Origin of the sequence: Petroclostridium xylanilyticum, assembly GCF_002252565.1 — a bacterium.
In the GTDB taxonomy this organism is placed as follows: domain Bacteria; phylum Bacillota; class Clostridia; order SK-Y3; family SK-Y3; genus Petroclostridium; species Petroclostridium xylanilyticum.
Map to the genome: position 1 here is coordinate 84285 of NZ_NPML01000012.1, position 17752 is coordinate 102036.

Sequence of the window (17752 nt, forward strand, 5' to 3'; positions counted from 1 at the left end):
CCTTCGACGTCTCCCATTGACGTCGAAGGTTTATCTATATTAACCCATTAATTTTTGATGGATTGAGTATAATTTTTCCAGCATTTCAAAAGCATTTATACTGCTTGTACGATTGGTATTAATGTCGGATACATGATGCTGAGCAGTAACAGGTTGTTCGCATGTTACATCATTAACAGTTTTATTCTCCAAGTCCGATTCCGGCGTTTGTTGTTGACTATCCGGTTTTTTAACTGTATTGTATACTCCAACTTCTATATCTTCCTCTATACCTTCTTCTATGCCTTTTTCCAAATCTTCATCCATATAAAAATCAGTCATTTTTTCAGAAGTATCGCTGCTGCTGGTATCCTTGTCCTGTACATCATCCGGTTGATCATAAGATAATGTCTCTTTTACTGCCTTCTCCAAATCTTCTATTATACTTTTCTCTACATTTCCCTTGATATTTTCCATATTTTCTTCTATATCATCTTCCATATCTTCCTTCATGCTCTCTATATTACTATTTTGTAAATGTATTGGATCAGGTCCTGAAATAGACTGGTAGATGGATTCATAGGTTTTTTCATCACTATTATAATCCTGTACCTCAATCAACTCAACATCTTGAATCTGATGGTTATCCTTTTCCGTAATCAAGTCATTGCTGCTTTTTACTTTTCTTATACTGTTAAAGTACAGTAATGGGCGGTACGGTAAATTTTTGCAATTTATTCGATTCACTCTCTCCTTCTGGAGTTGCAAAGGTTGTGAAGCAGGTTGATAGCTTTCTTTCTGGACGTTATCCCCTTGGGTACTACCCATTTTTTGTTTTTGGGTCTGCTTCTCATCATTTTTTTGCGTTTCATAATCTTGTTTGGTTTGGACTGATCTACTATTATTAAAATACGGTAATGGACGGTACGGCAGATTACTACACTTTATCCGATTCATTTTCATAATTTATAAACTTCCTTTCTTTATATGTATTATATAAAATGGTAAAAATCTTATTTATTGTAGCTGGTGATTTTCTTCATAATTGAATACATCTCTCTTTCATTTATATTACATTTCTTTATAAGAGACTTTGTTTTTTCTAACGGGTCGGCTGTAGCATAAAATTCTTTATTTGCTTCCAATTCTTTTAGCATTTTTTCATAGATTACTTTCTCACTAGGAAATAAAACATCCTCTAGTTTGACTTCATAGGATTTTGGCCTTTTATGGGTGCCTCCGTTATCAATATAATTTTCAAACCATTTATGTCCATTCTTACATTCAAACCTGACTCTCATCGGTTCATTTATTTTTATAACCTCTGTCTGATTACAAATGGCACACTTCAAATTTATCACTTCCTTACCGCCTTGAAATTCCTAATACTTTGACTCCCGGTTTGATTTCTATTGCCTGAAACGGGTGGTCATTTATCCATATGGAACCTTTCTCATCAACTCTTAAATCTATATCTAAACCTTCAAAATTTAAATTTTCTAAAGCGTATGGTGAGATAAACACCAATACTGAATTTAGTTGTACTGGTGATATATTATTAGTTCCGGCTAAATTTGCCTGGTTAGAAAGGTTGACCAAAAAGTTATAGAATTTATTTTCAATCACCTCTGAATCTTTAGATGACTTCATACAACTTATTCCCTCCTTTGCACGATGTAAAGAAAATGTCATTCTTCTTTACTACAAGTCATTTTTTTATCTGAATAAACGCGAATATTATTTTCATCACTCAAAATATCTTTATCCAAACCATTAATCTCAAGTTCTCCAGATCTAGTAATGTTTATAGATACCGGAATTTCATCTGTTTGCCCATTGTCTCTCCTTAAATGCTCTAAACCCAGTATAACTACAAAATTGAACTGGGATAAGCCAGACTGGTTAGCACTGTGAACGTTCGCTTGATTTGAAGAGTTAAGTATGGTCGATAATTTTTTTTGGTCCAAAATTTATCACCTCACACCATTGTATTTTAAGTCTGTTCGTTTAACATTTGTTTTAATTTTTCCGCTTTTTCTTCGTTTGTCAAAGTTTTATCAATACGCAATTGATGCATTTTCATTAACAATTTCAACGGGTCGATATTTCCAATATCTTTATTCATCTTAATATTAAAATCTCCTATCGTTACCTCTGTTGGATCAATTTTATATTTTTTATCTTTCTTCTTGTTTGGTTCAATACCGTTTTCAACTTTTATATCATCAGCTTGCCTTTGACTTTCTTCCGACATAGTCTCATCTCCTTACTCTCAAGTTAACCTGTATAAACCAAATCTACACAGGTCAAGGATCTTAGTTCTGCATTTAAACTTTTCTTCACCGCTCCCAACCCGCTACTCTAATATTTAACCGTAGTCCTTTCTGTCTTATTGGGCTCTTGTATATCTGTAATGACTGCAGTTTCTCCCTTACTTGCTTTTTTCTGCTGCTCTATCATTTTCCTGGTCTCTTCTCCGGTATTTAATTTGTTATATTTCTCAACACTTACGCTTAAATTTTTATATTTCGTCTTATTTTCGTCATAGAGTTCACCATCGATAAAAACATTTCCGTTTTTATCGATTTTAATTTCTGAAGGTATATCTTTTCGTTTCCTCGTGCTTGTTATTGTAATCCAGTTGTCACTTTTAGCGTTATTATTCACGGCTTCTCTTTACCTCCTTTTGTCTGTATAACTCCTAACTCTCACCTGTAGCTTCATTACCTCCGGCACTATTGATTTTAACTGCAGAATCGGATTGTGTTATGACAGAATATGCTGAAAGAGTCATATTAGATTGTTGGTTTGTATTGACCTGATCAATAATATCTGCTTGCATATATATATCATTTGATTTTTTTGATTCTGGTAATTTGCCAGCAGCCTGTTTCGGCATCCATGAAACCTCCCCTATATATTTGACACATTTCTTTCTAAAACATACTATGCATATCAAACTTAAAAGGTTCGCATCATACATAATAAAAAAGACCCTCCTCGTAGAAAGAGCTGCGAGAAGAGTCCTTTTTATTATATTTTTCTTTTATGCGCAAATATTATCATTATCAAGGTTAGTAGCAAATCCGAATTGAGCTTCTAAAATGTTCAGTACCTGAGCTGCTATAAGGACTAAGATTTGCTGAGCATTCTGGTTTACAACTTTCTGATTGATACAGCTAGCTACAAAAATATCCGGCATGTCGTTCCCTCCTCTATACTTAATAAGTCAGCTTATTTTTCTACCATAGACTGTAATATTTTAATTTTATCCATTGTAGTAGCTTCTGTATCTGCCATTCTGACAGAAGCAAGCTTTGATAACAATTCAAATGCATCTACTTTATTGTCTATTTCCTCTGCTTCTATGCCATAGCCATTGACAGAAAAATTCAAAGGATTAAACTTTTTTGAGTTAAGGGTTAAACCTTCTTTACTGAATCCTATTTTCAACTGTAACATCTCCTTTCTCAAACAAATTTTTATACGTTTACAACATCACTATCATCATTGGTGGAGAATCCAAACTGAGCTTCAATGATATTAACAACCTGAATAGCTATAGCAACCAGGATCTGTTGTGCATTCTGGTTTACAGCCTTTTGATTAATCACACTGGCTACAAAGATGTCCCCTGAACCTGTTGACAAAATTGAAGGTTTCTTTGGCATAGCACCGTTTATATATTTATAAGCCAGGCTATTCACACTTAGTCAACTCCTTCCTCATTTTTTCCTCGTTTTTATGCTTTTATAGTATCATTGTCGAGATTAGTAGCAAATCCGAATTGAGCTTCCAGGATATTTAGTACCTGAGCTGCTATAAGGACTAAGATTTGCTGAGCATTCTGGTTTACAACTTTCTGATTGATTACACTAGCTACAAAAATGTCTGGCATTTTTGTTACCTCGAATCCCACGCCTTCAGGCGTGTGGAGTGTCAACAGGATAGTCATACGTTTACCGTATCGCTATCATCATTGGTAGAAAAACCAAATTGAGCTTCAGTAAGGTTGATAACCTGGGCAGCCACAGCAACCAAGATTTGTTGTGCATTTTGGTTTACAGCTTTCTGGTTGATTACGCTGGCTACAAAAATGTCACCCGAACAGGAATTTGTGTTCGCCATTACTTTGCACCTCCCTTCTGTTGCTTCTAGTATATAATATGTAGTACAGTTAATAGTGTTACACATTATGTAAATTTTTTTATTTTGAATACATAGTAATTTACTCAAAAACTATGGCAAGACAGCATTATAGTCCAAAATGGATATGGAAGAATCAACTTGAACCTTTGTTGGAACATAATAATAAATGCAAAGGCAGCCACAGCAGTGACTGCTTTTTTGCTCCATTATTAAATTTAAGACTAAATACCCTAAGCTTTCTTAGAACTTTAATATTTACTGTTTAAGTCCATTCATTTTTAAAATTTGGTTCATTTCATACACTGCCGCCTCAATAATCTTATCAATTTGTTCATCGGTCAATTTTCCTTTGGTGAAATTCTTTAATACCTGTACCGCCTCTTGTTTTTTATCCGCACCATGTCCTCCCCCAATCGTCTGTTCTATAGCCGTAACTACAGTCTTTGCAAGGGAGCAGTAGACTTTAAGATTCTGTTCACCTATCTTTGCTCTAATATACTGTATGGCATATCCCCCAACAATAAGAATAAGAATTTGTATCAACACCGTTAGCAACTCGGCTAGTAACTCACCAATCATAAAGAACCCCTCCTATTTCATATTTTTTAATCGCTGTTGAGTAATAATATATTCACCCCATGTAACAGGTACGTCCAGGTCATGGTCTTCCAGGACTATACCCTTTGCTTTCCATTCATCAAAGGCGTCCTGTGCAAAATGCTTCGGCTTTTCGTCTACTTTAGTCTGTAAAATATCTTTCCATATTTTTACGATGCTTTCACCATATCCTTGCCCGGGTACAGCCCATTTTCCGTTTAAATCTTCCCAGTAGGGTGCACTTCCACGTTGGACCAGATGAAAGCGCGGGTCTACCTGCTTCGTTTTTAAGGGACCGGTGGTTGCATAAGCCTTTAAATGTTGTATCTGTGCCCTAATTCCTTCTTCAGGAGTTGCAAAGACTGCACCTTTACTATTTTCATCTGTAGCACCTAATCCCGCAAAATTATTCTGATTTTTATCAATACTTCCACCAAATTTAAAATATCCGGTTTCTTTAATAGCCTGCGCAAAAGCAATATCCCCCTTCACACCTTCCTGTTCTCCAATTATTAAAAATAATTCTGCCAGATATGGAGCATCCGGGTTAACACCTCTCACAAACTTATCCATCTGCTGTGCTGTAGCTTCTGCCTTTCCCATAATAGGAGTTTTATTCGAAAACACAGGTTTAAATCCGAAATATTCACACATTACTTTTGTCAACTGATTAGTAAAAGCGTCCTGCCACTGTGTGTTGTTTAATTTATCTTCTTCTTCAGGATTAGATATAAACATAACTTCAATCAGCACTGCTGGCATTTTTGTCTCCCGTAATACGTAAAAATTAGCGAATTTTACTCCCCGGTCCTTATTTTTGTTAAACTCTATCATCTTGGTCTGCAGCACCTGAGCCAGTTTGTATGCCTTTCCGCCGCCGGCAAGACAAAATGTCTCTGTCCCACTAGCTCTTTTATCTTTCGAACTGTTGCAATGAATACTAATGAAATAATCCGCCCGATTTTTATTTGCAATATCACATCTTGGCTGTAGGTCAATATACCGGTCATCCTCTCTGGTGCAAACAATATCCATTCCACTTGCAATGAGTTTGTCTTTGAGTTTTAGCGAAAGAATTAAATTTATATCTTTCTCTTTGCTGTAGCTCCCCAATGCACCCGGATCTTTTCCCCCGTGCCCCGGGTCAATAACTATCTTCATCTTACCAACTCCCTTCTATATAAAGTAGATACATGTTTAGACTTTATATTATACATAGTATTTTTAGAGCATAGAAATGTTACCAACCTACGGGTGTCAAGTGTCGGTGTCAAGGGGACGGGTTGTTTGTCGGTGTCAAGGGGACGTCGGTGTCAAGGGGACGGGGTTGTTGACAACATGTTGTCAAACGGGTGTCAACAACCCCGTCCCCTTGACACCCACGGGGTTGTTGACAACATGTTGTCAAACGGGTGTCAACAACCCCGTCCCCTTGACACCCATAGTTTTCATTTACCATAAGGTCTTTAGATGGGTGTGCAAAATGTCCCGGATGGGGGTGATAAACAAATCATTTTTAAGCTCGTAACCTTTTGTGCATATACAATTCAAAGCTTTATAATTTTACTCTTATACTTTTTTAATTGATTTGTTGCATTTCTGGTATCAAAGAAGATATTAGAATTTTTTACGATCCATTCATAATCATAGTTGCTGTGCGGTGTCAATAAAACTGTACAGTCACAACTGCTTAATAGCTGTCCACTCAGTTGTTGTGAAAAATATTTATGGTTGTCTATATCCACTTCACCTATATATGGATCATGATATATTACCTGACAATTTTTTTGCTGTAAGAGTTTTATGATTTTTAATGCAGGTGACTCCCTAGTATCCCCTATATCTTGCTTGTACGAAACTCCTAATAGCATAATCTTTGAGTAACTTAATGGTTTATTAACATTATTTAAAATATCTTCTATTCTATCTATGACAACATACGGCATATTGCTATTTATGTTGTCAGCTATCTCTACAAGTGATAGTAAAAAATCATATTCCTTTGCTTTCCACGACAAGTATAGGGGGTCAACAGGTATGCAGTGTCCTCCTACCCCTGGTCCCGGATAAAACGGCATAAACCCAAAAGGCTTTGTAGAAGCTGCCTCAATAACTTCCCATATATCAATTTCCATTTTGTGGCACAAAAGTGATAATTGATTGACTAAAGCAATATTGACGCTCCTAAAAGTATTTTCCAATATCTTTACCATCTCTGCTGTTTTAGTACAAGAAACCCTGTAGACATTATCAATAAACTGACTATAAAAAGTATATATCAGGTCGGTACAGTCCTCAGTGACGCCACTAACAATTTTAGGTGTATTTTTTATTCCATACCTCTTATTCCCAGGATCTACTCTTTCAGGAGAAAATCCCAGAAAAAAATCTTTTCCTACTCTCATACCCGTCCGGCTTAATACAGGAAGCACAATTTCTCCGGTTGTCCCCGGAAAAGTAGTGCTTTCCAGAATGATGATTTGTCCATTTCTCAAATGACCGGCAACCATCTCTACAGCAGAATTTATATATTTTAAATCCGGTTCTTTGTTAATATCAATAGGTGTTGGTACACATATAATGAGCACATCAAATTTTTCAAGGCTGTCATCATTACTCTGGGCAGATAACCGACAACTGTCAACCAAGTATTTTATTTGTTCATGCGTGATGTACTCTATATATGAATTTCCACTGTTGATAGCATTTACCTTATTAATATCTAAATCAATTCCCGTAACCTTAAAGCCGCTTTCTGCCATTCTCAGCATAAGGGGTAACCCTACATATCCCATACCTATAACAGCTACAGACACGTTTTTATCTTTAATCCGTTTTAAAAGTTCCATAACAGACGCATCCCCTTTATACAATTCATGTTCTCACTTATCTAATTCAATATATGTTGTGGATTATAAAAACGTTACTTATAATAATATATTTTATGTTAAGCGTGCACATGATTTTGCAGTGTAATTTTGTACAAACCTTGATTCATATATTAAGAATAATTATATCAAATCATACCCGTTCCCATGTTCGGCTGAATTGAAAGCAGGTGTTTTTATGATAACCAGTATTCTAAACTCCGGCTTCGGCCACTCTGTAAGATTTATAGCCATGGTAGAAAATTTAAGGCGATATACTGATGAACCCGTTTCATGTCTGGTAGGCGGGAGCATGCAAAAATTTATTAGTACAAACCTATCTAAATATAACTGTAATGTTTATAACCTATACCACTATCACTCACTGGTTAACAAAAGAGCCGGCAAAGTTAAAAATGCAATAAAAACAAAGGATAAAAAAACAATACAAACGTTTAAAACTACTTCCATACTCATCAATGATTTCATTACAAATATAAATAGCATAAAAAAATTATTTTCTGATGAAATCATTACCAGCTGCCTCTATCATGGAGATATAACTCCCTTAAATAATGACAATCCCAAAATAGCATCTTTTAAAAAGCTTGTCCTCGATACAGCTTCCAGGCATGACATTTTTTTTCATATAAACCTTGAGCAACCTTTAGACAAACCAAATATAAAATGTATGTATATACCTATTCCAATTATATCAAGGCAAGTTTCAATGGATAAAGCAACGGTTAATAGGATTTTGGGGCTATCTCCCAACGATAAATTCATCTTGGTTCATGCCGGCTCTGCGGTGATGGAAAATGTTTATAAAGATTTGCACAATTTCTATACCGCAGTAAACAATTTGAAGACAGAATACAGAATTGTAATATCCAGTAGTCTGGAAAACAACCATTTTCCTTTTCATCCGGGCATTATCAAGGCCCCGCTATTTAACAACGGTATTGATCTGGTAAATGCAAGTGAACTGGTAGTATCCAAACCCGGCATGGGAATACTTCAAGACTGCATTGTTACTAAAAAACCCCTGCTATTTCTTCCCGGTGATTTTGCAGAAAGAAATCTAAAAATCAAGCTGCTGGACCAATTACTTTCAGGAAATCTGCCCACTATGAAAAAAATAACTGCTTTAGATTTAAAAAGCTGCATAAACCAATGCCTATCTATTACAGACGCATATCATGCAGCATATGCAAAAGTCCCTACCAACGGTGCAGATATAATCGCAAAAGCAGTTAATATTTTAAAGGATATTAAAAAAGATGAATTTCCTAATGTTTTGCCTGTTATTCAGAAAATAAGTCCTTTTAAGTAGTTCATGGTTCATGGTCCACGGTTCACAGTTCACGGTTCACAGTTCGTGGTAATTGAATATACAGCAAATTATATAAAACATATGTAACATCTGTGAACTGTTAACTGTGAACTGTGAACTATTTCGCTATCTCATTAATTGCCTTTAAAACTTTATCTATATCCTGTTTTGTATTAAAACAGCCAATACTCAGTCGTACTGTTCCACTCTCCAAAGTCCCTATTGTTTGATGCGCCAGATAAGCACAGTGCAGGCCACCTCTTGTAGCTACATCAAATTTTTCATCAAGTTCTGTACATACATCTATACAATCTTTTCCCTTTATATTGATTGAAACAACTCCCACCCGCTGCTCCAGTTGTGTGGTCCCGTATATTTCTACTTTACTAATACTGTGCAGTCCTTCCAGCATGTGCTTGGTAAGTTCTCTTTCATGTCTCATAATTTCATTAAGTCCAGTGTTTAGGATATACTTTACTCCCTCATTCAGGCCAGCAATCCCTGGTGTATTAAGTGTGCCGCTTTCATATCTGTCGGGAATAAATTCCGGCTGATAGGGGCTTTCAGATACACTTCCCGTCCCGCCCTCTTTGAGGGTATCCAACTCAATACCCTCTCTGACGTACAGCCCACCGGTGCCTTGTGGCCCTAATAACCCTTTATGTCCAGGAAAAGCAAGAATATCAATATTCATTTCTTTCACATCAATAGGGTATACTCCTGCTGTCTGAGCAGCATCAACCATATGGATCAGCTTATTCTCCTTAGCAACAATCCCGATCTCTTTTATCGGATTTATTGTCCCGCATACGTTAGATGCATGAGTGGTAATAATTAATTTTGTTTTTTTGTTGATATACTTTAAAATGTCTTTTGGATTTACTCTTCCATTTATATCTGCTTTAGCAATGGATAATTTAACTCCCGAAGTCTCAAGTTTCTTTAAGGGACGCAACACAGAATTATGCTCCATACTGGTTATAATGGCATGATCGCCTGGCTTTAATAGCCCTTTTATACCCATGTTTAAAGCTTCGGTAGTATTGCTGGTGAATGAAACACAAAGAGGATTAGCTATACCAAATATTTTACAAATATTTTCCCTGCATTCATAGATCTTTTCGCTTGCTTGTATAGACATTTTATGACCGCTTCTTCCGGGATTAGCGCAGTATTTTCTCATACAATTCAATACTTCATTATAAACTGCATGAGGTTTTGGCCACGACGTAGCAGCATTGTCCAGATATATCATTTTTATCAGCCCCTCTCAAAATTAAGGTAAAAAATATCGGTGATGGTACCATCACCGATATTTTTGTTGAGCTTAGCTTATTGTCCACAAGGGTATATATACTGGGATTGTGCCGGGTAAAAATCATCAGGAAATGCAGCGGAATCGAAATCATCACATGCACTGACATCTGAAAAGTCTTTACATTCTCTTGGTGGAACACAATATGGAAATACTTGGTCAAGCTTCAGCTGCACCCTTCCTATTACCTTAGGAATGACAAATACTCCTATTGCAAGCGTTAATATGCATCCATCATTACACTCACATTCTACTATTTGGTCTAATACCTCTCCCCTTGTTTCAACAATAATATTAAATTTAAATTCAGACCTTGTATCTGGATGGTACATTACTATATCAAGAGGTATTTCTGGAAGTGTTCCAGGGATTTCAAAACATTTACCATTGCAGGTAGCTACAACTATGTAGTTTGTTACTACAGTCGCCTTTATTCTTTTGCAACCTTCCGGAAGTACAGAACTGTCTAGAACTTTTAGAGAACCTGGTACTATTACTCCGTTTTCAAAACGCACTTCGATGTCGCAAAAATTAGGGTCTATTCCATCTGGCAGTTGTACTTTTATATCATCGAAGCAAACTTTCTTTAGGCAGCTATCAAAAACCTTATCCACAAGTATGCATTCAAAATTTCTTTCGTATAATCCATCAAAACCGTTAGCCATGCCTTAAACCTCCTTAAAAATATTGATTATTAATTGATAATCCCACAGTTCAGTATATACACCATACTGATAAAGTGTTACATATAATTTAAAATTTCTTAAGTGTCGCGCTACTTCAGTTGTACCTTCCAACTTCTATATATCCCTGTGTTCCACCTCTGATATCAATATATGTTGAAAAGAAAAAACTGTTACTACCAGCTGTAATTTATTTTTATTTGATATTTAAGGAAAGTCCATAAAAAAAAAGCATATACATATAATATGAAAATAGTGCGGAGCGGACAGTGGGGAGTGTGGTGATCATCATGCAGCAAAAAATGTTTCTTATAAAAAAAAGCAACGGCATTATCTACAACTTTTATTTTTCGAAAACAGGAGGGATTTGCTATAAGCTCTACTCTTTACACAACAACCAAAAGGTAGACCCTTTTGAAATAAGTGTAATTGAAGAAAAAATTCTTGAGTTCTATGTAAATATCGATGAAGAAGATACCATTCATATCTTATGCCTTACTGAAAGCGGGGAACTTAAATATTTCGTTAATAAAGAAAATATGTGGAACAGCAAAGTATTTTCACGCTTTGACTTGCGTTCAAACATTGTAAAATCTTTATTTATTCATGTCACCAATAAAAAAATATACATCATATATGCAGCCAGTAATCTGATGAATGTGAATCTATGGACAATCTATTTTAAATCCTGGGACGGGTCTAAATGGAACAATATAAATATTGGTATGACTATATGCGATAAGGAATTCCCACCTTATTGTTTAGCACTTGATACTCAAAATAATATTCATGTGGTTTATAAAAACTCCAGTAACAGAGGTACTCAAATATTTTATAGAAAGTTTCACATGCAGTTTTCTCTATGGAGCACACCTGAAAAAACTATAAATTCCCCTGAAGCTGTAGGATTCTACTATATTTTCTGTGACACACGCAATAATCTTCATCTGGTATGGTCAACTTCAACCAGTACTAACTTTAAAATGCTATATAAAAAACTTAATACTAAAGTATTAAATAATAAGCATTATGATAGAATTATTTCAGTACATATGTCCAACCATCCATATTTGCAGCCTGTAATATTTGAGATAGAACAAAAAATATGGGTAATGTGGAGAAACCAGGGCGAATTTTCAGGATGTGAAATAGACTCATCAGGCCTATCCTGCAGTTCTGTCTCATCCATCCAACATGCCGGCAGTTCCTCTCCCATACTTGTTGAGTTTATCAATAATTATGAAATAGAAAAACAGAGCTTTAGTGGACGTTTATTATATGGGGTTGTAGACGACTTTATTGATTTAATACTTCCTAAAAGTTACTCTTGTGATTTTTATGAAAACATACCTACAGAAGCATCAGAATTAGATCCTGAAGAGTTTTTAGCTAATGAATATTCCCCTCAGAATTTAGTCCAAGAATTGGTTACAGTAAATGAAAAGGAAAAACAGGTTGCTGCCATTCAAACACTAAACGAGCAATTACCCTCTAAAGTATCCGAAAAATTTGATGAGATTAAATTAGATAATCAAAAAATTGTAAAAATATTAAAAGAAGTTAAAGAACAATTGGATAACCAGGATGTAATAAAAATCCTCGAAGAAATTAAAACGCAAAATGTATTGCTTACGGAACTTATAGCAAAAACGCTTGAAAAAAATGCAATAACAGAATCCGTTGAAACATCAAAAAATGATGGAATGTTAAAAAAAGTCTTTAACTTTTTTAAGTAAATTATATCGATAACCAATATCAAAATTATAAATAAATTAATGTAGTTATCGATGAAATGAATCAACTTTAAAATTAAATATTTAGCTTTAAAGTTGGTTCATTATAAAGCTAGCCAGATAATCTGACTACAATATTCAGACCATTTGGCTAGCGATTAATTATATCTAACATATACCTGATTATATTTCTATATGTGTAATTTTGGACTGTTTGTTTATAAGCATTATGCCTTATTTCATCTCTTAACTTTTTGTTGTGAAGATAAAATAAAATCTTATTTACAAGGTCACTGCAGTTGTCAATATCAAATGTCACGATTTGTTTATCCGGTTTAAAAAAATCAGAAACCTCTTCCCTGCTATTATCAACAATTTGAAAAGCAGCACATGCACTGATGTCAAAAGTTCTGGAATTTAAACTTGCCGCTTTTATATTCCGGCTGTTTTGGTTATAAGGAATTGCCTGGTCTTCCCATTCTCTATGTATATTGATATTTATCTTTGCACCATTATAATATCGTGCCACTTCGCAGGGATCAGTTATGTAATTTGTTACAAGTTTTTTTAGAGCTGGTGAGAGTTTTTCATTCCAAATATCCCATTGGCCGATTATTTTTGCTTTGTACTTAAGAAGCAATGGTTCCAGGCTATTTAATATTCTGATTCTTCGTGGAAATCCCTGTCCAATAATGCAAATGTCGCTTTTATATTTTAAATTAACCTGCTGGGGCTTGTATATCTTTTCATCGGTACAGGCAGGAAGATAATAAATATTCTCCCTGTTATAGTAAGGTATTGTCGCTAAATCATTGGTAAATACATAATCATAAGCCATTCTGGTTTTGTCATAGTATATATCAAACTGGTAGGGATCTTCCGTAGCCCACAGTACAGTTTTAAACCCCTTTCTCATAACATCCAGTATTTTTTTCGGTTGTACAAATATTCCGTAGAATACAAGTATAATATCTGGTAAAAAGGCATCTTCAATATTTCCGGTCATAAACTGCTGTGGTGAAATGCTGCGAACTTTGCACTTAAATTTTGTTATCAGCGTATCTATAATACTTGATTGTATACTAACAAATGCACGTGGGCGTCCTGAATTGACAAATAAAATTTTCATAACCTCTTCCCTCTGAACCATTCTACCGTTCTATTTAATCCTTCTTTCATTTTTACCTTTACGTTGTAATTCAGCAGTGATTGCGCACTGGTAATATCAGCCAGTGAATGCAATACGTCCCCTTTTCTCGCTTTCTCATATAGCACCGACCCATCGTAACCTATAATTTCGCTTAAATAACTTACTAACTGATTCAATGTAGTTCTATTGCCACCACCTATATTAATCACTTCCCCTCTGCCGACTTTTTGAGAGTGGCATGCCAACAGGTTAGCTTCAACAACATTTTCTACATAAGTAAAATCCCTTGACTGATAACCATCACCATAAATGACAGGAGGCTGCTTTTTGAGCATTGAATAAATAAACTTAGGAATGACTGCAGAATATTCAGATGCCGGGTCCTGTCCAGGGCCAAATACATTAAAATATCGTAAACACACCGTCCTTAATCCATAAATCTCATGAAAAATTTTACAGTATTGTTCTCCGGTATATTTCTCCACTGCATAAGGCGATAAAGGATTTGCCGCCATACTTTCTGTCTTGGGTAAGGTGTCTGTATTCCCGTATACAGACGAAGATGAGGCAAATACAACTTTTTTTACACCCTCCCGTTTTGCTGCTTCCAGTATATTTAGAGTTCCGTCAATATTAGTAGAATTTGATGATAGAATGTCATCTATTGACCTTTTTACTGAAGGCAGCGCTGCTTGATGTAAAACATAATTCACTCCTCTGACAGCTTTTTGGCATGCAGAAAAATCTCTTATATCTTCTTTTATAAATTCTATATTTTTCAGGTAATCCTCTATATTTTCCAACTTTCCTGTTGAAAGGTTATCGATAATTCTGATCCTATCATTTCTTCTTACTAGTTCTTTTACTATATTAGAGCCTATAAATCCAGCACCGCCTGTCACAAGATAAAATGGCAATTTGACCCCTTCTTTCTTATTTATCTATTTTTCTCTCTATATATAGAACACACTAAAGGTCGACATGGGGACGGTTCCTCAGTCTCATGAAAACCGCATGCGACAGACGAACCGTCCCCATGCCGCATAGAAGAATTTTTATAAGTTTGTTTATTAATACGGCTTCCCAAACTTATTCTGAAACTTTCTCAAATTATTATCTAACAATTTTTTGCAATTAATATCTAATTTATTAAAAGTTGCCCTATGATAGTGATATACATAGGTATCAAGTGCTAATGCAATCTTGTATCCTCTCAATCTTGCCCTTTCACAATAATCTGTATCATCCATAAATCCTATACCATAGTCTTCATCCAATAAGCCAATATGATTAATTGCATCCCTTTTTACTACCGCACAAAAAAAGGCAACCATTCCCACTATTTTATATTTACCAGAATATGTATTTTCAATTATTTTTGCATATTCATCTACCGATTTCCCTTCCCAATCAGGCAAATCCTGCAACCATGATACCTTGCCCTTAAGATGATTGACAGGCTGCCATCCTATATTGGAAGGGGAAGCAAGACATCCAATAATACCTATTCTTTTGTCTTTATTAAAAATATTTATCATTTTGGTTAACCAACCGTGTGTTACTTCTACGTCATTATTCAGAAATACAATAAACTGTCCCCGTGCCAGCTTAATACCCTGGTTGGTTCCTTTTATAAAACCTTTGTTCTCTTTATTGAGTACGATAGTATATTCAACATTATTTTTATTAAAAAAATCCAACGCAGTTTGTATCACTGGTTCCTCAGAATGATTATCAATCAGGATTATTTCATAGTCGACAGCAGTATATTTTACAACACTTTCCAGACATTTCATAGTAAATGCAAGATTATTCCAAACACATATAATAATACTTGCTTCTACTTCTGATTTTTCACTTCTATTAAAAATACATTTCATTTTTACCTCCTAAAGTATTTGTTTTGGATTTTTATATATTAAACATAATATTCTCATTAACAGCAGTGTGTCTTTGTATATATTCGTATAATGCATCTTTCCATTCTCTAAGTTGATAGACACCTTTGGTATTTATCAAAGAGGAATTGGCCGGCCGTCTGGCTAACCTGTTCAGTTCTTTTGAAGTAACAGGAATTAACAAGGTATCTTTATTTCCGGTACATTTCAGTATTTCACGCGCAAATTGGTACCAGGAACAATAACCGCTGTTTGAAGCATGGTATACCCCATAGACTTCTGCCTTAATGAGTTGAAATATTGCCTCCGCCAAATCCATAACATACGTGGGACAACCTATTTGGTCATCTACCACTCTTATTTCTGAATTCTTTTTTGCCAACTCCAGGATTGTATTTACAAAGCTTTTTCCCTGACCACCGTACAGCCATGAACTTCTGACGACAATATATTTATTTAACACACTTCTTACTATTTGCTCACCTATAAATTTTGTATATCCATAAATGTTAACAGGCGAAGGCATATCCTGCTCCGTATACGGCATCCCCTTTTTTCCATCAAAAATGTAATCAGTACTGATATAAACCATAACCGCATTGAACTTTTTGCAAGCCAAAGCAATATTTTCCGTCCCTATACAATTTACCTGAATAGCTTTCTTAATATATATTTCACTTTCATCCACTTTTGTATAGGCTGCTGTATGAATAATATAATCAGGTTTTATCTGTTTTACCGTCCGGAAAACTTTTTCTTTATTCACTACATCCAACTGACTTTTGTCCAAAGGTGCTAATAAATAGTTATTGTTGAGAAACTTTAATGCACTTCCTAATTGACCACTTGAACCAGTTATCATTATTTTTTTTGTATTTTTACCTTCAATTTTCCACATGCTTCATCCACCTTTTTTTACTTAAATTTTGAGGCTTTTGCATCTAGAAGAATGGAATATATTTTTTTAGTACTTGTAAAAATTCCTGAGATGTAATTTCATTATTATATTTTTTTTCTATTAATTTTCGAGCATTCATGGATAATTTCTCTCTCAAATCCCTGTCATTTATTAAGCTTTTCAGTGCCAAATACCATTGTTCATCTGTTGAAGCCAGAAAACCATTCACACCATTTTCAATCAGTGTTGCATGATGTTGTGTATCCGACGCTACTACAGGAAGTCCCAAAAGCATCATCCTTTTTAATCCGAAGCCGCTTTTTCCCCATCTATTCGGATGATCTATATAAGGCATAACAAAGATATCCGATTTCGCTATCTGCGGTACAATATTAGCTAAATATTGTTTCATTGGCTGGTATTCAATAAATTTTGCAAAAGGCATTGCCTCTCTCACTTTGCCACTATGGTCGGGATAATCCTTTCCCATATGCCATCCGTATAAGTGTAGTTGGATTCCATATTCTTTATTCAGTGCACAGAGTGGCTTTGCAACCATTAAAAGATCTTTTACATAGGCATCCGCACATGATTGCTGCCAGCTGATGATTAGTGGATTGTTGGATTTCTTATCAACAGGAACATATTCATAGTTTTCAAGATCCAATATCCCTGTAATAGCTTCTACAGGAGTGGTAGTATAATCTCTCAGTGCTGTTTTATGTTTTTGTGTTCCTACAATTATGAGGTCAGAAATATTTAAGGTTTCTATATGCTCTTTGTTTTGCATATCTAAAAAGTCGTCATCAATATGGACCAGATAAACCTTTCCCTTCAGATGCCTGATAGCCTTGCTCGTATGTGCAGCACACTGTATGGTTTTTTGGAAAATTATTACTTCGCAATCAGGCTTATTTAAAATTTTGAATTTTTCCCGTATATCTCTTACAATTTCTACTTTATAACCCTGATTACCCAAACTGGAAGCTAATAAATCATTAGAATATGATGTTGTAGAGTTTTCATCCGTTGAAAGGAAAAAATATATTTTCATGCTTATCACTCCCCGTATAACAAAAAAATCTTCAATTCTACCTTATTATAATATTCAAATGCCCCTGTTAAGCGTTCCACTTTATCAAAATTAATC

General features: G+C 35.0%; 24 protein-coding genes. 2 read left to right on the forward strand and 22 right to left on the reverse strand.

All coding sequences use genetic code 11. The features are described 5' to 3' along the window. Nucleotides 1–39 precede the first annotated feature (39 nt). The 15 genes from CIB29_RS07295 to CIB29_RS07350 form a co-directional block, all read right to left on the reverse strand. Complete coding sequence (locus CIB29_RS07295; protein ID WP_198543789.1) at nucleotides 40–936, reverse strand: hypothetical protein; 897 nt, start codon at nucleotides 934–936, stop codon at nucleotides 40–42. A 56-nt stretch (nucleotides 937–992) separates the two neighbouring features. Beyond that, a complete protein-coding gene (locus CIB29_RS07300; RefSeq protein WP_094548282.1) occupies nucleotides 993–1340 on the reverse strand; it encodes a hypothetical protein in 348 nt (115 codons plus the stop codon). A gap of 4 nt (nucleotides 1341–1344) precedes the next feature. Continuing rightward, nucleotides 1345–1629 carry a hypothetical protein gene (locus CIB29_RS07305; RefSeq protein ID WP_094548284.1) on the reverse strand — a complete coding sequence of 95 codons (285 nt, stop codon included), beginning with the start codon at nucleotides 1627–1629 and terminating at the stop codon, nucleotides 1345–1347. Nucleotides 1630–1667: 38 nt separating this feature from the next. Next, the gene (locus CIB29_RS07310) at nucleotides 1668–1946 is read right to left on the reverse strand and encodes a hypothetical protein (RefSeq protein WP_094548286.1); all 279 of its coding nucleotides are present in this window, start codon (nucleotides 1944–1946) and stop codon (nucleotides 1668–1670) included. Between the two features lie 26 nt (nucleotides 1947–1972). Continuing rightward, entirely contained in the window at nucleotides 1973–2233 is a 261-nt protein-coding gene (locus CIB29_RS07315; RefSeq protein WP_094548288.1) for a hypothetical protein, read from the reverse strand. Between the two features lie 107 nt (nucleotides 2234–2340). Further along, a complete protein-coding gene (locus CIB29_RS07320) occupies nucleotides 2341–2646 on the reverse strand; it encodes a hypothetical protein (RefSeq protein ID WP_094548290.1) in 306 nt (101 codons plus the stop codon). A gap of 34 nt (nucleotides 2647–2680) precedes the next feature. After that, nucleotides 2681–2878 (reverse strand): hypothetical protein, encoded by a 198-nt coding sequence (locus tag CIB29_RS07325; protein WP_157910239.1) that lies wholly within the window; start codon nucleotides 2876–2878, stop codon nucleotides 2681–2683. Nucleotides 2879–3025: 147 nt separating this feature from the next. Next, entirely contained in the window at nucleotides 3026–3181 is a 156-nt protein-coding gene (locus tag CIB29_RS18875; protein WP_198543790.1) for a hypothetical protein, read from the reverse strand. A gap of 32 nt (nucleotides 3182–3213) precedes the next feature. Beyond that, on the reverse strand, nucleotides 3214–3432 hold the full coding sequence (locus CIB29_RS07330; RefSeq protein ID WP_094548294.1) for a hypothetical protein: 219 nt from the start codon (nucleotides 3430–3432) through the stop codon (nucleotides 3214–3216). A gap of 29 nt (nucleotides 3433–3461) precedes the next feature. Next, the gene (locus tag CIB29_RS07335) at nucleotides 3462–3686 is read right to left on the reverse strand and encodes a hypothetical protein (RefSeq protein ID WP_242965095.1); all 225 of its coding nucleotides are present in this window, start codon (nucleotides 3684–3686) and stop codon (nucleotides 3462–3464) included. A 35-nt stretch (nucleotides 3687–3721) separates the two neighbouring features. Next, nucleotides 3722–3877: a hypothetical protein gene (locus CIB29_RS18880; RefSeq protein WP_198543791.1), complete on the reverse strand. Its 156-nt coding sequence runs from the start codon at nucleotides 3875–3877 to the stop codon at nucleotides 3722–3724. A 53-nt stretch (nucleotides 3878–3930) separates the two neighbouring features. Then, nucleotides 3931–4107: a hypothetical protein gene (locus tag CIB29_RS18885; RefSeq protein WP_198543792.1), complete on the reverse strand. Its 177-nt coding sequence runs from the start codon at nucleotides 4105–4107 to the stop codon at nucleotides 3931–3933. Between the two features lie 276 nt (nucleotides 4108–4383). Further along, nucleotides 4384–4707: a phage holin gene (locus CIB29_RS07340; protein ID WP_198543793.1), complete on the reverse strand. Its 324-nt coding sequence runs from the start codon at nucleotides 4705–4707 to the stop codon at nucleotides 4384–4386. Between the two features lie 12 nt (nucleotides 4708–4719). Then, nucleotides 4720–5886, reverse strand: coding sequence for an N-acetylmuramoyl-L-alanine amidase (locus tag CIB29_RS07345; RefSeq protein WP_094548296.1), 1167 nt, complete (start codon nucleotides 5884–5886; stop codon nucleotides 4720–4722). A gap of 386 nt (nucleotides 5887–6272) precedes the next feature. Continuing rightward, nucleotides 6273–7574 carry a nucleotide sugar dehydrogenase gene (locus tag CIB29_RS07350; RefSeq protein WP_094548298.1) on the reverse strand — a complete coding sequence of 434 codons (1302 nt, stop codon included), beginning with the start codon at nucleotides 7572–7574 and terminating at the stop codon, nucleotides 6273–6275. Nucleotides 7575–7791: 217 nt separating this feature from the next. On the opposite strand from CIB29_RS07350, the gene CIB29_RS07355 reads away from it, so the two are divergent. Then, a complete protein-coding gene (locus CIB29_RS07355; RefSeq protein WP_094548300.1) occupies nucleotides 7792–8925 on the forward strand; it encodes a hypothetical protein in 1134 nt (377 codons plus the stop codon). 118 nt (nucleotides 8926–9043) lie between these two features. On the opposite strand, the gene CIB29_RS07360 is transcribed toward CIB29_RS07355, so the two are convergent. Together CIB29_RS07360 and CIB29_RS07365 are read right to left on the reverse strand one after the other, a co-directional pair. Continuing rightward, nucleotides 9044–10180, reverse strand: coding sequence for an aminotransferase class V-fold PLP-dependent enzyme (locus CIB29_RS07360; RefSeq protein ID WP_094548302.1), 1137 nt, complete (start codon nucleotides 10178–10180; stop codon nucleotides 9044–9046). Nucleotides 10181–10257: 77 nt separating this feature from the next. Continuing rightward, nucleotides 10258–10905, reverse strand: a complete 648-nt coding sequence (locus CIB29_RS07365; protein WP_094548304.1) for a hypothetical protein — start codon at nucleotides 10903–10905, stop codon at nucleotides 10258–10260. A gap of 308 nt (nucleotides 10906–11213) precedes the next feature. On the opposite strand from CIB29_RS07365, the gene CIB29_RS07370 reads away from it, so the two are divergent. Beyond that, nucleotides 11214–12659 (forward strand): hypothetical protein, encoded by a 1446-nt coding sequence (locus tag CIB29_RS07370; protein WP_094548306.1) that lies wholly within the window; start codon nucleotides 11214–11216, stop codon nucleotides 12657–12659. 148 nt (nucleotides 12660–12807) lie between these two features. Here CIB29_RS07370 and CIB29_RS07375 read toward each other — a convergent pair whose 3' ends face one another. The 5 genes from CIB29_RS07375 to CIB29_RS07395 form a co-directional block, all read right to left on the reverse strand. Further along, nucleotides 12808–13785, reverse strand: a complete 978-nt coding sequence (locus tag CIB29_RS07375) for a CgeB family protein (protein ID WP_198543794.1) — start codon at nucleotides 13783–13785, stop codon at nucleotides 12808–12810. Then, the gene (locus CIB29_RS07380; protein WP_094548310.1) at nucleotides 13782–14723 is read right to left on the reverse strand and encodes an SDR family oxidoreductase; all 942 of its coding nucleotides are present in this window, start codon (nucleotides 14721–14723) and stop codon (nucleotides 13782–13784) included. The genes CIB29_RS07375 and CIB29_RS07380 overlap by 4 nt, the downstream gene beginning before the upstream one ends. A gap of 153 nt (nucleotides 14724–14876) precedes the next feature. Further along, nucleotides 14877–15686, reverse strand: a complete 810-nt coding sequence (locus tag CIB29_RS07385) for a glycosyltransferase family 2 protein (RefSeq protein WP_094548312.1) — start codon at nucleotides 15684–15686, stop codon at nucleotides 14877–14879. A 31-nt stretch (nucleotides 15687–15717) separates the two neighbouring features. Beyond that, nucleotides 15718–16602: a dTDP-4-dehydrorhamnose reductase gene (gene rfbD / locus CIB29_RS07390; protein WP_094548313.1), complete on the reverse strand. Its 885-nt coding sequence runs from the start codon at nucleotides 16600–16602 to the stop codon at nucleotides 15718–15720. Between the two features lie 43 nt (nucleotides 16603–16645). After that, on the reverse strand, nucleotides 16646–17656 hold the full coding sequence (locus tag CIB29_RS07395; RefSeq protein WP_094548315.1) for a glycosyltransferase family 4 protein: 1011 nt from the start codon (nucleotides 17654–17656) through the stop codon (nucleotides 16646–16648). Nucleotides 17657–17752: the final 96 nt, after the last annotated feature.

Bases quoted from the DNA above. Each gene is read 5' to 3' on its own strand.
- CIB29_RS18885 (WP_198543792.1), bottom strand. From the start codon at position 4,107: ATGGCGAACACAAATTCCTGTTCGGGTGACATTTTTGTAGCCAGCGTA.
- CIB29_RS18880 (WP_198543791.1), bottom strand. From the start codon at position 3,877: ATGCCAGACATTTTTGTAGCTAGTGTAATCAATCAGAAAGTTGTAAAC.
- CIB29_RS07295 (WP_198543789.1), bottom strand. From the start codon at position 936: ATGAATCGGATAAAGTGTAGTAATCTGCCGTACCGTCCATTACCGTAT.
- CIB29_RS07345 (WP_094548296.1), bottom strand. From the start codon at position 5,886: ATGAAGATAGTTATTGACCCGGGGCACGGGGGAAAAGATCCGGGTGCA.
- CIB29_RS07315 (WP_094548288.1), bottom strand. From the start codon at position 2,233: ATGTCGGAAGAAAGTCAAAGGCAAGCTGATGATATAAAAGTTGAAAAC.
- CIB29_RS07350 (WP_094548298.1), bottom strand. From the start codon at position 7,574: ATGGAACTTTTAAAACGGATTAAAGATAAAAACGTGTCTGTAGCTGTT.
- CIB29_RS07375 (WP_198543794.1), bottom strand. From the start codon at position 13,785: ATGAAAATTTTATTTGTCAATTCAGGACGCCCACGTGCATTTGTTAGT.
- CIB29_RS07340 (WP_198543793.1), bottom strand. From the start codon at position 4,707: ATGATTGGTGAGTTACTAGCCGAGTTGCTAACGGTGTTGATACAAATT.
- rfbD (WP_094548313.1), bottom strand. From the start codon at position 16,602: ATGTGGAAAATTGAAGGTAAAAATACAAAAAAAATAATGATAACTGGT.
- CIB29_RS07305 (WP_094548284.1), bottom strand. From the start codon at position 1,629: ATGAAGTCATCTAAAGATTCAGAGGTGATTGAAAATAAATTCTATAAC.
- CIB29_RS07325 (WP_157910239.1), bottom strand. From the start codon at position 2,878: ATGCCGAAACAGGCTGCTGGCAAATTACCAGAATCAAAAAAATCAAAT.
- CIB29_RS07360 (WP_094548302.1), bottom strand. From the start codon at position 10,180: ATGATATATCTGGACAATGCTGCTACGTCGTGGCCAAAACCTCATGCA.
- CIB29_RS07355 (WP_094548300.1), top strand. From the start codon at position 7,792: ATGATAACCAGTATTCTAAACTCCGGCTTCGGCCACTCTGTAAGATTT.
- CIB29_RS07385 (WP_094548312.1), bottom strand. From the start codon at position 15,686: ATGAAATGTATTTTTAATAGAAGTGAAAAATCAGAAGTAGAAGCAAGT.
- CIB29_RS07365 (WP_094548304.1), bottom strand. From the start codon at position 10,905: ATGGCTAACGGTTTTGATGGATTATACGAAAGAAATTTTGAATGCATA.
- CIB29_RS07370 (WP_094548306.1), top strand. From the start codon at position 11,214: ATGCAGCAAAAAATGTTTCTTATAAAAAAAAGCAACGGCATTATCTAC.
- CIB29_RS07395 (WP_094548315.1), bottom strand. From the start codon at position 17,656: ATGAAAATATATTTTTTCCTTTCAACGGATGAAAACTCTACAACATCA.
- CIB29_RS18875 (WP_198543790.1), bottom strand. From the start codon at position 3,181: ATGCCGGATATTTTTGTAGCTAGCTGTATCAATCAGAAAGTTGTAAAC.